Raw genomic sequence first — 15,230 nt, 5'->3', positions numbered from 1 at the left:
GCGTCATGGCTGACAGATCCCATATCGTCAAAAGCTACGAACAGGAGCTGGGCCAGCTCCGCTCCATGATGGCGCAGATGGGCGGCATCGTGGAAAATCAGGTTGCCCTCGCGCTGTCCGCCATTGCGGACCGCAACGAGGAAGCCGCCGATGCGGCGGCGCGTCAGGACCCGGAAGTGGACCAGCTCGAACGTGAGGTCGAAGGTCTTGCCATCCGTCTTCTGGCGTTGCGAAGCCCGATGGCGGGCGATCTGCGCGAGATCGTGGCGGCTTTGAAAATCACGGGCGATCTGGAGCGGATCGGCGATTATGCGTCCTCCATCGCGCGTCGTTCGCTGCGGATCCGGATGCCGGAAAACCAGATTTCGCTTTCGGGTCTGCGCAGCATGGGGCGCCTCGTGCAGGAAAACCTGCGTCGCTCGATCGATGCGATCACGCAGCAGGATTCCAACCGGGCCATGGAAGTCTGGCACTCGGACCGTGCGGTAGACGAATACTACACGGCCCTGTTCCGTGAACTCGTCACGTACATGATGGAAGATGCCCGCAACATCCGCGCCTGCACGGAACTGCTGTTCATTGCCAAGAACCTTGAGCGGATTGGCGATCATGCAACCAATATCGCCGAGCGCGTCTTCTACGCCGTGACGGGCGACAATCTGCCGTCCCTGCGGCCGCGCGGCGGGCCGGCCTCGGCTCTGACGGTGGCGGAAACGATGCAGGAGCCGGACGTCCGGTGAAGGCCCCATCCCCCGCGCGTGCCAAGGGACTTGTTCTTCTCGTCGAGGATGATCCGGCCCTGTTGCTGATGACCTGCTACAATCTCGAACAGCGCGGCTACCGCGTCGAGACGGCAGAAGATGGAGAAGCGGCGCTTCTGGCGCTTGAGACGTCGCGCCCTGACGCCGTTGTTCTGGACTGGATGCTTCCGGGTCTGTCCGGACTGGATGTGTGCCGCCGCATCCGCGCCAATCCTGCTCTGCGGGATGTTCCGGTCCTGCTGCTGACGGCGCGTTCGGCCGAGCAGGATGCGATCCGTGGGCTGGACACGGGTGCGGACGATTATCTGATGAAGCCGTGCAGCGTCGATACGCTCGATGCGCGTCTGCGCGCCCTGCTGCGGCGGCACCAGTCGTCCTATGACCGTCTGTCCTTCGCGGATATTACGCTCGACCCTGAAACGCACCGCGTGGAGCGTGGCGGTCGGATGCTGTCTCTGGGGCCGACGGAATATCGCCTGCTGGACCTGCTGATCCGCAATCCGCGCAAGGTATTTTCCCGCGAGGATCTGCTGCGCCGGATCTGGGGGCAGAACATCCATGTCGAGATCCGGACGATCGACGTCCATATCCGGCGTCTGCGCAAAGCCATCAACGGGCCGGGCGAGGTCGATCTGGTGCGGACCGTGCGCGCGGCCGGCTACGCGCTGGATGATGGCCCGACGACGGACGGCGCCTGACGGGTGCCGGCAGGAGCGCTTTCCGGAGCACTGCCGGGAGGGGGCCTTCCGCCTGTAGCAGATACGCTGCCGTTGCAGGTCGGCATGGTCCTCGTCTGTGTGGCGCTCGCGGGATGGATATTGGCTGTCTGGCTCCTGCTGCGACAGCCGCGCGTTCCGACCTCACCTCCTGACGACTATCTGAAGCCCGTGTCTCCGGCTGATCTGCCGGTCGATCCGCTTCCTGCCTGCGCCGTGGTGCTGGACGGGCTCGGGGCCATCGTGCAGGTCAATGAGGCAGCGGCGTCCCAGTTCGGGGAGACGGTGGGCGCGATCCTGCGTCATCCGGCGGCCCGCTCGGCCCTGTCGGCGGCGTTGCGCGTTCCGGTACCGTCCGGCATGGCGGAGGGGGGGAGTCGGAGTGAGCTGCCACCCGTCTGCTCCACGACCTTCACGCTCGATGTGCCGGTTCCGCGGACGCTTCATCTGATGCTGCGCCGTCTTCCGGGCGGCAAAGGCCAGGACAAGCGTGTGCTGGTCGTACTGAACGATCATAGCGAGGCCCGGGCTGCGGACCGGATGCGGACGGACTTCGTGGCGCATGCAAGCCACGAGCTGCGCACGCCGCTGGCATCGCTGAGCGGATTCATCGACGCGTTGCAGGGGGCGGCTGGGGAAAATCCGGTCATGCGGCGGCAGTTTCTCGACATCATGCGACAGCAGTCCGAGCGGCTGAAACGGCTGATCGACCGCCTTCTGTATCTGTCGCGCGTTCAGGCGCATGAGCATCAGCGTCCCCGCGATCTGGTGGATGTCGCCGATCTGATGGCCGTCGTGCTTGGGGAGGTCGCGCCGCGTTTTGAACAGGAAGGACGTACGCTGACCCTGGAAGTCGAAGACGACCTCATGGTGCGGGCCGACGAGGACGAGATGGTGCAGGTGCTGCTCAACCTGATCGAAAATGCCCTGCGCTATGGTGCAAGGGAGGATGAGCCCCTGACCATCACATTGTCGGCCCGGCGCGCCGTCATCCCCGATGATCGGTGGCCTGCGGATGGGGGCGTCATTCTCGGGATCGAGGACAATGGCTGCGGGATGGAAGCCCATCATCTGCCGCGCCTGACCGAGCGTTTCTATCGTGTGGGTGCGCCGACTGATGGAGCCGGGCAGGGGACGGGCCTGGGTCTGTCCATCGTGCGGCATATTCTGGACCGGCATGGCGGCCGTCTGCGGATTGCGAGCGCGCCGGGCAAGGGCACGACCTGTCTGGTCTGGCTGCCGCCTGCGGGGGCGACACTTGCGGTTTCGCTGGTGGAATGACAGTTTCCTTCTGAAACAATCAGAAGGTATTGTTACAGTGACAGTTTTCCGCAGTTTCCGCCGTGCCGGTCTGGCCGCTCTGCTGACTGGCAGCATGTTCACGCCGCTTCATGCGGCGGATGTTCCCGACACCATTCCCGCCTGGCTGAGCGATATCAATGGCGCGCAGGCGATGGCCTGGGTGAAGGATCAGAACGACCGTACCCTGCGCCTTCTGGGGCATGGCCCGCTTTACCAGAGCCTGTATGCCACGTCCCTGAAACTGCTTCAGACGCATGACCGTCTTGCATCCCCCATCCAGATCGACGGGATGATCTACAATTTCTGGCGTGATGACCGACACCTGCGGGGCGTCCTGCGCCGGACGACGCCGGATTCCTATGCGACCGATCATCCGGAATGGACCGTCGCGCTGGATCTGGATGCGCTGGCGGCGAAGGAAAAGCGCAACTGGGTTTATGGCGGGGTGGACTGCCTGCACAGCCAGCAGAATCTCTGCCTGCTGCACCTCTCCGACGGTGGCGAGGATGCCAAGACCGTGCGGGAATTCGATCTGCGGACTGGAAAATTCGTTGAGGGCGGGTTCAACCTTCCGCATGCCAAGCAGGATTCAAGCTGGCTGGACCGTGACACGCTTCTGGTCAGCTATCCCTGGGCGTCTGCGGATGTGACGGAATCCTCCTATCCGTACATCGTGAAGCTTCTCAAGCGCGGCCAGTCCCTCGATCAGGCGCAGACGGTCTTCACCGGAAACCGGAAGGACGTCGAAGTCGGGCCGGAAGTGCTGCATGACGGCGCAGGACACCAGGTCACGCTGATCCGCGAAGGCCTGGATGCGTTTTCATCGAAGCTGTTCCTGTATCGGGACGGTCAGGTGACGCAGGTCGCCATTCCCCTGAAGGCGGATGTCGCCGGGCTGTTCAATGGCCGCCTGGTGGTTCAGCTCAAGGAAGACTGGAAGGTCGGGGCGCAGTCTTTCCCGCAGGGAAGCGTGGTGCTGGTCGATCCGGCTGCGGCCACGGTCGCGCCCCAGCTTCTGGTTGCGCCGACGGGCCGTCAGATGATCGAGGAAGTGTCCACGAGCCATGGCCATCTGATCGTCACGCTGTACGACAATGTGCGGGGCAAGGCCTCGATCTACACACCTACAGGCGCGGCCTTCACGCATCGGGATCTGCCTCTGCCGGAGAACATGTCGGTGGGTCTGGCCAGTGTCGACGAGGACAGCCCGGTGGCCTATGCCGTCTCCAGCGGTTTCCTGAGCCCGACCACGCTGTGGGAGATCAACAGCGATACGGCATCGGTCCAGAAGCTCCATACGCTGCCAGCGCAGTTCGACGCCTCGAAGATGGCGGTGGAGCAGCAGGAGGTTCGCTCGAAGGATGGCACCAGCATCCCGTATTTCATCGTCCACCGTCGGGACATGACACTGGATGGGACCAACCCGACGCTGCTTTATGCTTATGGCGGGTTTGAAGTACCGCTTTTCCCGTTCTATTCGGCAGGGATCGGCAATAACTGGCTGTCGCGCGGCGGGGTTTATGTTCTGGCAAATATCCGCGGCGGCGGCGAATTCGGGCCGGCCTGGCACGATGCCGGTCTCAAGACCAATCGCCAGCGGATTTATGACGACTTTGCTGCCGTGGCGAAGGACCTGATGGACCGGAAGGTAACCTCGCCTCAGCATCTGGCGATTCAGGGCGGTTCCAATGGCGGTCTGCTGATGGGTGTCGAGTTCACGCAGCATCCGGATTTCTGGAAGGCCGTCGATATCGAAGTGCCGCTTCTGGACATGATGAACTATGAACACATGTCCGCTGGGGCGTCGTGGGTCGGGGAATATGGAACGGTCTCCATCCCTGAGCAGAAGGCATTCCTGCGCGGAATTTCGCCGCTTCAGAACCTCAGACCCGATGTGAAATATCCCGTGCCGTTCATCGAGACGACGACGAAGGATGATCGCGTCGGTCCCGTTCATGCGCGGCGTTTTGCATGGCGGATGAGCGAGCTTAAACTCCCCTATTATTACTGGGAGCAGGTCGCGGGCGGTCATGGTTTCGGGGCCAGCCAGAAGGAAATCGCCCAGACGCAGGCGCTCAGTTACGCTTATCTGTGGTCCGAATTGGGCCGGACAAAGTAAGGCGTCGCATCATGCGGACATGAAAAAGGGCGCTCCGTGGAGCGCCCTTTTTTGTGCCGGAAGCCGGAAAAACGGGGTCAGCCGTGGCGGCGGCTGCGGTCCAGCAGGCACCAGCCCCCGATCAGCACGGCCCCGATCAGCGGGATGGCGCCGATCGTGATCGTGCCGTCCGGGTAGTCGAAAGCCATCATGACCAGAACGAAGCCCAGAAAACCGAGGGTCGCCCATGTCGTATAAGGCGCGCCCGGCATGTTGAAGCCCGTCGGCATGATGTCACCGCGATTGATCGCGGCCCGCAGGCGGAGCTGACACAGCAGGATGAAACCCCATGTGCTGATGATGCCCAGCGCCGAGAAATTCAGAACAATTTCAAAGACGCGCGACGGGATGAGGTAGTTCAGCATCACGCCCACCAGATACACGGCCAGTGTGGTGAGAATGCCGACATAGGGGACAGAGCTCTTGTTCAGCTTGCCCAGAGCCTTCGGGCCGGAGCCGCCAAGGGCGAGGGCGCGTAGCACACGCCCTGTGGAATACAGGCCGGAATTGAGGCTGGAGAGCGCGGCCGTCAGCACCACGATGTTCATGATGGTGCCAATGCCCGGAATGCCGAGTGCCTGAAAGAACGTCACGAACGGGCTGATGCCCGCGTGATATTCGGTCCAGGGCAGCAGGCAGACCAGCAGGATGACGGACCCCACATAGAACAGGGCGATACGCCAGATCACGCTGTTAATGGCACGCGGGAGAATTTCGCGGGCGTCCTCACATTCACCTGCCGCCGTGCCCAGCAGTTCGATGCCGGAATAGGCGAACACCACCCCCTGAAGCAGCATGAGCGCCGAAAACAGCCCGTGCGGGAAGATGCCGCCGTTTTCGGTAATCAGGTGAAACCCGGTCGTATGCCCGGCGACTGGCATGCGAATGCCGAGAATGAGAGCGCCTGCGACGAGGAACAGCGCCAGAGCCACCACCTTGATGAGGGAGAACCAGAACTCCATTTCGCCGAAATAGCGCACGCCGATCATGTTCATGGTGCCGACGATCGCCAGCGCCACGAGTGCGAAAGCCCACTGCGGAACCGGGAGGAAAACCGCCCAGTAATGCATGTACAGGGCGACAGCCGTGATATCGACGATGCCGGTCATGGCCCAGTTCAGGAAGGACAGCCAGCCTGCCATATAGGCCGCGCGTTCCCCGAGAAACTCGCGCGCATAGGTCACGAAGCTGCCGCTGGTCGGACGATACATGACCAGTTCGCCCAGGGCGCGCAGGATCAGGAACGAAAAGACGCCGCAGACCGCATAGATGATCGCAAGAGAGGGACCAGCCATCTGAAGGCGTGAACCCGCCCCAAGGAACAGTCCCGTACCGATGGCGCCACCAATGGCGATCATCTGGACGTGACGGCGGCCGAGATCCTTGTGATAGCCTTCCTCGCTGATGGCCCCTGTATGGTGGGTGGGGGTATGATCGGGAGCCGGGCTTGTCGTCATCTGCGCGTCCTGAAAAGTCGTCGGGAAAGGTGTCGGTGAGGCTGAAGGGGCGTGACGAGCGGCGGCGGGGAGGGCCTACGCTTCATGCGCGGCAGCTATGTGTCTCATGCATGGGAACATAAGCGAAAGTCGCCGCATTGCCAACGCGGATTGCTGGCATGGCCGAAACTGGCTGCCGACTGTGCCTTCAATGCCCCGGCGGAACGGCCATGCAGGCCATTCCCTGTCCGGAAAGAGTTGAACAGGCTTCCGCGGCTCCCACCCGGCTGATGCCTGTCAGACGCGCGCGCCAGACCGTGGTGCCGTGGCTCGGTGTGGGATGGACTTCGATTCGGGCAGACTGAAGCGGTGTGAAGGCTGCCTGCCGTGCCATGGTAGCGGCGAATTTGGCCTGTCCGATACTGCCAAACGCTCCCACCTGAACGGCCCAGGACCCATAGCTTCCCGGCCGGTGATAGCCCACGACCACGGTTCTCGATTCCGTAGGCTGAACCGGCAATGTATGCGGTGACGGCATGACGGGAGGGGGAGGAAGCGGCCGGGACGTGGCTGTGGCGGACGGGGGAGGAAGCTGTGATTCGCCCGCGGGCTGGACGGCGCAGGGCACGTCTGGATCGTAGGCGTCATCCGGATTGCAGGGCACGGCGCTGGGGGCGGCGATCGGTCCTGTAATCGGTGTCTGGGCGGCAGCACTCGTGACGTGTCGGCTGGCCCAGACCTGTCCGACACTGCGCGATGCCGTCATGACGGGCGCCGGAGCGGTCTGGGCTGCGGGCAGCCCGGCATAAGAGGCTCCGGACTGCGATGCATTCAGCTGATCGGCGCTGGCATAGGCGGCCAGAGGGCCTGTCAGGGCAATCTGCGTACCCAGATGGGGGGTGATGCTCGCAACGTAATTGACGGTTTCGTTGGGAAGCTGTCGCCCTTCGGAGAGATACTCTTCCAGTCGCTGCGGACCGGCATTGTAAGCCGCCAGAAAGGCCGGGGCTCCGTATTTCCGGGCAAGGATACTGATATAGCCGGTCCCTGCCATGATGTTGTCATGAGGCTCGTAAGGATCGGCCCGCAAGCCATACCGCGCGCGCATGTCAGCATAGGTCTGGGGCATGAGCTGCATCAGCCCTATCGCACCGGAATGGGAGGTGATGGGCCGCCCGTCCAGAAACTGGTGACCGCCCGATTCCTGATGGATGACAGCCCGGATCCAGTCCTGCGGAATCGAAAACCGGCTGGCGGCCTGCAGGATATAGGGCCGCCAGGGATCTCCGGCCGGCCCGGGTGCGCGGTAGGCCCCGCTTGAGGAATAATACCGGTTGTAGGGAGAACGCTGGGACGCACAGCCTGCAAGGGCCACGAGGCTCAGAAACATGGTTCCCGTCTGAAGGAAGACTTGCCTTTTCCTGAGCATCATAAACCCACTGTTAATCTTTTACGCAGATGATGAGCGCTGTCCGAAAGAGAAGGCAGACGAACGGTGACGACGGAGACTCCGGAAAACGAAACCCCGGTCGAGAAGGGGGGTAAGCGCAAGATCATCATCCTTGCAGTGCTGGCATGCCTGCTTCTGGCTGGCGGTGGAGCCTTTGCATGGAAGCATTTTCATCACGCGGCAACCCCGGCCACCAAGACTGCTGCCCAGCCTGTGAAATGGACGACCATCACCATCCCGACCATTCTCTCCAATCTTGATTCGGGGTCTGAGCGGACGCGATATGTCCGGATCGGCGCGCGGCTTGAAGTTGAAGACGGCAAAAACGCCGAGAATGTCGCCGCCCTGATGCCTCAGATCCAGGACGCTTTCCAGACCTGTCTGCACGGTATGCAGCCCTCCGAGCTTTCCGGAAGCGGCATTTACCGACTCAGGGAAACAATGCTGGCGCAGATCACCAACATCGTGGCGCCCCTTCGGGTCAGGGATCTCTTTTTCGTAGAGGTGCTGGTGCAGTGACCGACGACCGACAGGCCGACACCACGTTTGCGGATCAGGATACCGGCATGCCTGAGGCTGCCTTTCCGCTCGCCGGAAACGGTATGGCCGGTTTTGGGGCCGACAATGATCACGTCCTCAGCCAAGCCGAAATCGACAGCTTTTTTGGCAAGGATTCCGCAGTCAGCGGTCCGTCGAACAGCAGTGGTATCGAGCGCGTGGTCAGTACGTCTGGCATATCGTCCGAGCGGCTACCTATGCTCGAAGTGGTCTTTGACCGTTTCACCCGGATTCTGACGACGAGCCTGCGCAATTTTACCAGCGACAATGTTGAAGCGTCCATGGACCGGCTGGGTTCCCAGCGCTTTGGAGATTATCTCGAAAACGTTCCGGGCCAGGCCATGTTCGCGGTCTTCAAGGCGGAAGAATGGGACAATTACGGTATTCTCGTTCTGAGCTCTTCTCTGATCTACAGCATCGTCGACGCACTTCTCGGAGGCCACGTCCGCAGCGACGGTCCGACCGCTGCCCGACAAACAGGGCGGCACCACACCGCCATTGAACGCGCCCTGATCGAGCCTATGGTCAGGATCATTCTCGATGATCTGGAAACAAGCTTCAGCCCGCTCTGTGCGGTTAATTTTCATTTCGAGCGTCTCGAAATGAACTCGCGTTTCGCAATGATCTGTCGCGCTGGAAACGGCGTTGTTACCGCACGTTTTGGTATCGATATGGAAGGTCGGGGCGGGGACGTGGACGTTGTGCTGCCGCACGCCACGCTCGAGCCGGTCCGGGACATTCTGCTTCAGCAGTTCATGGGTGAGAAATTCGGCCATGACGGGATGTGGGAAAGCCACCTGGCACAGGAACTCTGGCGCACGGATCTGACCCTTGATGCCGTTCTGGAAGAGCAGACCGTGAACCTCAAAGAGATCATGAAGCTCGCCCCCGGCGATCAACTGGTCCTGCGTCGAAATCCGGATGCTCTCGTCACCCTGCGCTGTGGCGAACATGCCCTTTTCAAGGGACGTGTTGGACGAAAGCAGGGACAGGTGGCCGTCAAGATTGAAGAAGTCCTCAACCAGAAACCCGGCACGGATCGTGCCACATCCTATAGCTGACCGGAGCATATTTCATGGATAGATTTCAGCTTGGGATCGAGATTGCCCTTTCAGTCCTGCTCCTGGTGACCATTTTCTACAGCCTGTATCTGGGCCGCGCGCTGTCCGTGCTGCGGCGGGACCGTGGGCAGCTCGATGCCCTGATCTCCAGCCTTCAGTCCAGCAGTGCCCAGGCTCAGTCCGGCATTGACCATCTGCGCCAGACGACGGAACTCGTAGGCCGTGCTCTGGGAAAGACGGTCGAATCCGGGAAAAGTCTGAAACGGGATCTGGCCATGCTGTGTGACCGCTCGGAGACCCTCGCCCAGCAGCTGGAATCGCTGCTGCCCGCTGGTCGCGTTGCAGCAAAGGCAGCGCCTCGGATTGAAGAAATACCTGAAGAAACGTCCTTCCGCTCGGCGCTTCGCCTGAAGCCGGATGAGGTGCGGACTATGAAGCCCAGTGGCAGCAAGAGCGCTGCCGAGCGTGAACTTCTCCGCGCGTTACGTCAGAAGCAGGGATAACCGGACATGTTTTTCCGTCTTCTGCATTTGGCCTGCGGCCTGATGATTGTTCTTCTCGGGGTCAAGGTCTATGCGATTGCGGGCGATCTTATGGGAGACACCGACAGCTCCTCGTCTGCTCTGACGGCTGTTGCCATGGCCCAGCCCCAACCCGTCGCACCGGTATCTGCGCCTACGCCGGTTGAACCTCCCAAAGCTGCTGACACCCCCTCTTCTGCAGTTGCGGCATCTCCGAAGGTTGACGATTTGTGTGCCAAAGGGGGATGCAAGGGGCCTGCACCCGCAAATGTGCCTGCCTTGGCTCAGCCTGCCGATCCTGCGCTTGCGGAACAGCTCGCCTCGCGGGAGAAAGAGCTGGATCGACGGGATACAGCGCTGAATGACCGTCAGCGTCTTGTTGATGCTGCGGAGGAAGAGTTGCAACGTCGCATGACTGCGCTTGAGAATTCCCGGACCGCACTTGAAAGCACCGAACAGCACACTGATCAGCTCCGGAACGATGATGCGGATCGCCTCGTCAAGATCTATCAGGCGATGCGACCGGAGGATGCAGCCGCGATCTTTAATATCTTGGACCTGCGTGTTGGAGTGGCGCTGCTGAACAGGATGAACCCGCGAAAGGCTTCGGCCATCATGGAAGCAATGTCGCCTCAGCGCGCCATTCTGGCGACACAGCTTCTTGCGAACTCCCACGCGCGACCCGCTGCCCGGATTGGCGGCAACGGATGAAAAGGGTAATCCTGGCTGCAGTTCTGGGGCTGTCATCGCTTGGAACGGCGGTGGCCGCACAGACCAGGGCCTCCAGTGTGAAACCCGGAGGAGGGGAAACCCATGCCGGACCGGCACCAGACGACAAGCTGCTGCCTGCTGGATGGTTGTTTCTGAACGATCCAGCGCCTCTTTTCCCGCATCCGGAAAAAGCTGTGCAGGAGAAACGGATTTCGGTGGATTCCGCTCCAGTGTCCGAACCTCGCCCGCAGGTTGTCAATGCGTCTCCCGCAACGCCCATGCAGGTTCCCGACGCGACCGGGCTCTGGCTGCCGCTTGGAGAACTGACGCCTGTTGCAGCCTTTCGAAACGGGCAGAATATCGTGCTTGTGGCGGCCGGACGGCATGCTCTCGATACGGCAGGCCTGTCCGGGGTCGGGCCTTTCACGTCAGTGTCCAGCAGACTTCTTCCAGACGTAACGGTTATCACCATTGGGGTGTCTACTGATCGTGATCCGGTCCTGCGTCCGGTTGGAGCGGGATGGACGGTATCTGTCGCCCCGGATGTGAAGCCTCAGGCCGATATGCTTCTGGGGCAGGACGGAAACGCACTGACGTTCACGCCGCCTGTGCAGGAAGGACTGCCTCAGGTTGTTGCATTGGATGATCCGTCCTCGGGTCGGAGGCTTCTGCTTGGAATGACGCGCTCTGGACGCATCGGGCAGCCCATGCGCCGTCAGGGAACCGGATTTTCGGTTCGAAGCAGTCTGATGGGTGTGGTGGTGGCGGCCGATTCTGATGATATCGAACTGCGTCAGGCGGCAGGAAGGCTGGTTCTGGATACGATGGGGCCGGACAGTTTCCCCCTGATGGCTTCCAACCGGCTTCAGCCCTATGGATCGTCTCTTAGTGGTGTCAGTCTGGGAGGCGGAACCCCACAAGAGCTTCGCGAGGCCCTCAGACGGAGTGTGGCTGCCGCAGCCCTGGCCCCATCGGCTGATCGGTTCGAGGCGCGCATGCGGGTTGCGCAGGCGGCGGCACGCGCCGGGAATGGACCGCTTCTGGGAGAGGTCATGCAAGTGGCCTTGCAGGACTGGCCTGAAGGCGCAGAAAAACCTGAGACGCGCCGCCTTCAACAGATATCGGCCGTGCTGAACCAGCGCGAAGTTTCATCCTATCTGACCGAGGATGGGGGCAGTACTCCTGAAGATCAGCTCTGGCGTGGAATGATGCGTATGCTTATGCCATCTGCCAGCCGGGTTGGGCAGAGCGCGTCCGGGTCTGTGGAAAGCGACCGTAATCATACGGCAGACCTGATTGCGACAGGGCTACCTGTTCTTCAGGCGTATGCAGCGCCTTTGCGGGACCGTCTTCTGCCTCCTGCAGCCCAGTGGGTCGCGCGTTATGGTAATGAAAGCGCGACGAAAATTCTCGATCAGCTTCCCGAGGGACCGCAGGTGGCTCTGGCAAAAGCGCTTCTGGCGGCTCATCGGGATGCGCCGGATGCAGAAGAGAAGCTGAAAGCGCTCTCACATGAAACATCGCCGTTGGTCTGGCCGGTGGCAAGGGAAGCGCTCCTTCGACGGGCGCTGGAGAAGAAAACGCTGTCCCCGCAGGCTGTCGCCGATCAGGTTGATGGCATCCTGCCGGCTCTTCGGATTGCAGGCAGGGAAAAAAGTGCCCGGCTTCTGCAGATCGAGGCACTGATGAGGGGTAGGAATCTCGCCGCTGCTGCGACGGCAGTTCAGGAATGGAACCGATTGTATCCTGAGGATATGACCGATGTTGAAGTGCAGAAGACGGATATTATACGGCGGATGGCAGAGACTGTCTCTGCAGATGGGAGGCAGGCTCTGAATGAAGTCGCCTTTCTGAAGGACGCGCTGGGCGAAGCTTCAGGGAATGGGTCGTTACAGCGGGATATCCTCGACGGTCTGGCGCGTCGTTACGAAGCCATGGGGCTGCCGGATCAGGAGCGGGACGCTCTGAGGAAGCTTGTGGACATTCAGGGTGGTGCGCCGGGCATGGCTGTCCGCATCCGGCTGGCCAGGCTTGAGCTCGATATGGGAGATGCCAAGGCGGCCCGGCAGGAACTTTCGGCGTTTGCCGAAGGCTCTCCTGATGCTGCGCTGGCTCTGCCGGGAGGCAGCAGCAGCCAGTCTGTGGAGGTTGCGCTTCTGCGCGCGCAGATTGCGCTGGCCGATCATCGTTCGGATGAGGCCGCGGGAGAACTTGCCACCATTCGGGATCCGCGGGCCTGGACGCTGCGGGCCCAGATGGCGGAAAAGGCGGGAGAGTGGTCCCGGGCGGTGGAGGCACTGACCCCCATGCTGGACGCGCTTCCGGGGAATGGCGAAACGGCGAAGGCGCCACTCTCTCCTGACCAGCAGGCTCTCATTCTCCGGGTAGGGGGAGATGCGTCCAGGGCGCAGGATCAGCAGACGCTCAGAAGTCTTCAGGACCGGTTTGGGGCGATGATGACGGGGACACCTTCGGAGGGTGTTTTCAGGTTGCTGACGGGGAGCAGGGACGGTGCTGCGACGCCGCCTGTTTCTGCTGGTGGCTAGTGTCTGTTCAGGGGAGGAGTGACAGGGCGATGTCCTTCCAGAAAAACCCTGATGCCGTAAGCCATGAATTCTTCGAGCTTTTCTTTTGAACGGCTCGGTTTGCAATGTGTGAGGCGCCCCAGCGTCGGGCCGCCGAGCGTCATTCCGAAAAGAAGGTCCGACGCCTCCGTAATATCGGGAATGTCCAGTCTGCCTGCTTCGGACTGGATAGCCATCCAGTTCTGGATGGGCAGGACCCGTCCCGAGAGCTGAAACAGGTCTGCGACCAGTTGCCGCACTGCGGGATTGCGGCTCGTTTCCGTAATGACGGAGCGGAGCAGGCTCAGACGTTCATCACAGAACATGCAGGCAGCAATACTGGTCATCAGGCCCAGAAGCTGTTTTTCCATGGAATCCGTGGGGGCCGGCGTATAATTTATGGGGGCGAACAGGCGTTCGAGGATCAGTGTTTCGAACAGGACCTGTTTGGAGTCGAAAAACTGGTAGAGGGTTTTCTTGGACATTCCCGAGCACGACGCAATGCTGTCCATCGACGTTGCGTGATAGCCGTGCGTGGTCAGGACCGAGCTTGCGGCGTCGAGAATCCGGTTGCGTCTTTCCGCTTCGTCGAGTTGCACGGGGCGGCCACAGCAGGACTGTTTCCGGTCTTCAGGCTGGCTGCTCGACTGACTGGGCAAGATGAACTCCGATATTATTTCACAGACCGAATTGACGTCTGTCAAAGAAACCCGCTAGTTTCCGTCCTCGCGGGAAACTAGCGGGTTTCTGTATCACAGGATAGCGGCCGTATCATGCCTTCTTTTCAGAAAATATCGTTGAATTGTTCTGCTGCCCTGTCTCCGGTCGGTTCGTGGGGTGGGAGGGGCAGTTTTCTGGTGCCGCTTCTGGCACTCCCGCTGCTGGTGGCAGGGTGTCAGAAAAAAACGCCCCCTCCCCAGATGCCGCCCCAGCCTGTTGATGTGGTGACGCTGAAGACGCAGCCGGTCACGCTTGAGACGTCTCTACCCGGTCGAACGGATGCCTATGAGCAGGCGCAGATCCGTCCGCAGGTGAATGGTGTCATTGTCTCGCGTGATTTCGAACAGGGTGCGGACGTCAAGGCCGGACAGCAGCTTTTCCAGATCTACATCGCGCCGTATCAGGCAGCTTACGATCAGGCGAAAGCACAGCTTCTGAACGCACAGGCCGTGGCAGCGCGGGCGAACGGGCAGCTCAAGCGGTATCGTCCGCTGGTGGCGGCTCATGCCGTGAGTTCACAGGATTTCGACAATACGCTGGCCACGGCGCGTGAGGCCGAGGCCCAGGTGGCACAGGCGAAGGCAGCGCTGGAAGCGGCCGCCGTCAACCTGAATTACACCCATGTTCGTGCGCCCATCAGTGGGCGTATTGGCCGCACGCTTTATACCGCTGGTGCGCTTCTGACGGCGGGGCAGACCCAGCCGGTCGCAGTTGTGACACGGCTTGATCCGATTTACGTGGACGTCAATCTGGCTGCTACCGATATGCTGCGCCTGAAGCGTGAACTGGCGGACGGGCAGCTCGAGCGGAATGGCACGGATGCGGCGGCGGTAGGCCTGCGTCTTGAAGACAACACCGAATATCCGGTGCGTGGCAAGCTTCAGCTTTCCGAAGTCACGGTGGATCCGGCGACCGGAACGCTTGTCATGCGCGCCGTTTTCCCGAACCCGGATCATCTGCTGCTGCCGGGCATGTTTGTGAATGCCCATATTCAGGAAGGCATTGATCCGCACGGTATGCTGGTGCCGCAGGTTGCGGTTGCGCGGGATGCCAAGGGCAATCCCTACGTCATGGTCGTGGATGGCGAGAACAAGGTCAGCCAGCGTTCCATTCAGGTCCTGCGGACGGTCGGCGAGTCCTGGCTCGTCTCGGACGGGCTGAAGGAAGGCGAGAAGGTGATCGTAAGCGGTCTGCAGAAAGTGCAGCCGGGTGCAAAGGTGGCGCCGCATGAAGCGCCTCCTGCAGCTCCTGCGGGAAAGGCGGAGTAACCCC

The 15,230-nt window shown here is 61.3% G+C and carries 13 protein-coding genes; 10 read left to right on the top strand and 3 right to left on the bottom strand.

Annotation, left to right across the window (positions count from 1 at the left end; genetic code table 11):
* Nucleotides 1-5: 5 nt before the first annotated feature.
* The 4 genes from phoU to A0U94_RS11110 are packed head-to-tail and all read left to right on the top strand — an operon-like array spanning nt 6 to nt 4,898.
* A complete protein-coding gene (phoU, locus tag A0U94_RS11125) occupies nt 6-740 on the top strand; it encodes a phosphate signaling complex protein PhoU (RefSeq protein WP_077803403.1) in 735 nt (244 codons plus the stop codon).
* Nucleotides 737-1,459: a response regulator gene (locus A0U94_RS11120; RefSeq protein WP_062026990.1), complete on the top strand. Its 723-nt coding sequence runs from the start codon at nt 737-739 to the stop codon at nt 1,457-1,459. Before phoU ends, A0U94_RS11120 begins: the two co-directional genes overlap by 4 nt.
* Before the next feature lie 3 nt (nt 1,460-1,462).
* Nucleotides 1,463-2,758, top strand: a complete 1,296-nt coding sequence (locus tag A0U94_RS11115; protein ID WP_244177998.1) for a sensor histidine kinase — start codon at nt 1,463-1,465, stop codon at nt 2,756-2,758.
* Nucleotides 2,759-2,795: 37 nt separating this feature from the next.
* Nucleotides 2,796-4,898 (top strand): prolyl oligopeptidase family serine peptidase, encoded by a 2,103-nt coding sequence (locus tag A0U94_RS11110; protein WP_244177997.1) that lies wholly within the window; start codon nt 2,796-2,798, stop codon nt 4,896-4,898.
* 77 nt (nt 4,899-4,975) lie between these two features.
* Here A0U94_RS11110 and A0U94_RS11105 read toward each other — a convergent pair whose 3' ends face one another.
* Both A0U94_RS11105 and A0U94_RS11100 read right to left on the bottom strand, forming a co-directional pair.
* Entirely contained in the window at nt 4,976-6,394 is a 1,419-nt protein-coding gene (locus A0U94_RS11105) for an amino acid permease (RefSeq protein WP_062108084.1), read from the bottom strand.
* Between the two features lie 187 nt (nt 6,395-6,581).
* Complete coding sequence (locus A0U94_RS11100; RefSeq protein ID WP_077803402.1) at nt 6,582-7,805, bottom strand: lytic transglycosylase domain-containing protein; 1,224 nt, start codon at nt 7,803-7,805, stop codon at nt 6,582-6,584.
* 63 nt (nt 7,806-7,868) lie between these two features.
* Here A0U94_RS11100 and A0U94_RS11095 point away from each other — a divergent pair, with 63 nt between their 5' ends.
* Genes A0U94_RS11095 through A0U94_RS11075 form a run of 5 tightly spaced genes read left to right on the top strand, consistent with a single transcriptional unit; the run spans nt 7,869 to nt 13,220 of the window.
* The gene (locus tag A0U94_RS11095; protein ID WP_062028650.1) at nt 7,869-8,342 is read left to right on the top strand and encodes a flagellar basal body-associated FliL family protein; all 474 of its coding nucleotides are present in this window, start codon (nt 7,869-7,871) and stop codon (nt 8,340-8,342) included.
* Nucleotides 8,339-9,442, top strand: a complete 1,104-nt coding sequence (fliM, locus tag A0U94_RS11090) for a flagellar motor switch protein FliM (RefSeq protein WP_077803401.1) — start codon at nt 8,339-8,341, stop codon at nt 9,440-9,442. Before A0U94_RS11095 ends, fliM begins: the two co-directional genes overlap by 4 nt.
* Nucleotides 9,443-9,456: 14 nt before the next feature.
* Nucleotides 9,457-9,945 carry a DUF6468 domain-containing protein gene (locus tag A0U94_RS11085; protein WP_062028648.1) on the top strand — a complete coding sequence of 163 codons (489 nt, stop codon included), beginning with the start codon at nt 9,457-9,459 and terminating at the stop codon, nt 9,943-9,945.
* Between the two features lie 6 nt (nt 9,946-9,951).
* The gene (locus A0U94_RS11080) at nt 9,952-10,674 is read left to right on the top strand and encodes a MotE family protein (protein WP_077803400.1); all 723 of its coding nucleotides are present in this window, start codon (nt 9,952-9,954) and stop codon (nt 10,672-10,674) included.
* Nucleotides 10,671-13,220 carry a tetratricopeptide repeat protein gene (locus tag A0U94_RS11075; RefSeq protein WP_077803399.1) on the top strand — a complete coding sequence of 850 codons (2,550 nt, stop codon included), beginning with the start codon at nt 10,671-10,673 and terminating at the stop codon, nt 13,218-13,220. The genes A0U94_RS11080 and A0U94_RS11075 overlap by 4 nt, the downstream gene beginning before the upstream one ends.
* Here A0U94_RS11075 and A0U94_RS11070 read toward each other — a convergent pair.
* Nucleotides 13,217-13,897: a TetR/AcrR family transcriptional regulator gene (locus A0U94_RS11070; RefSeq protein WP_231878074.1), complete on the bottom strand. Its 681-nt coding sequence runs from the start codon at nt 13,895-13,897 to the stop codon at nt 13,217-13,219. The genes A0U94_RS11075 and A0U94_RS11070 overlap by 4 nt on opposite strands.
* 114 nt (nt 13,898-14,011) lie before the next feature.
* On the opposite strand from A0U94_RS11070, the gene A0U94_RS11065 reads away from it, so the two are divergent.
* Nucleotides 14,012-15,226, top strand: a complete 1,215-nt coding sequence (locus tag A0U94_RS11065) for an efflux RND transporter periplasmic adaptor subunit (protein WP_062028641.1) — start codon at nt 14,012-14,014, stop codon at nt 15,224-15,226.
* Nucleotides 15,227-15,230 lie beyond the last annotated feature (4 nt).

The sequence above is a fragment of the Gluconobacter albidus genome (assembly GCF_002005485.1).
In the GTDB taxonomy this organism is placed as follows: Bacteria; Pseudomonadota; Alphaproteobacteria; order Acetobacterales; family Acetobacteraceae; genus Gluconobacter; species Gluconobacter albidus.
This window is presented reverse-complemented; position numbering and strand designations above follow the sequence as displayed.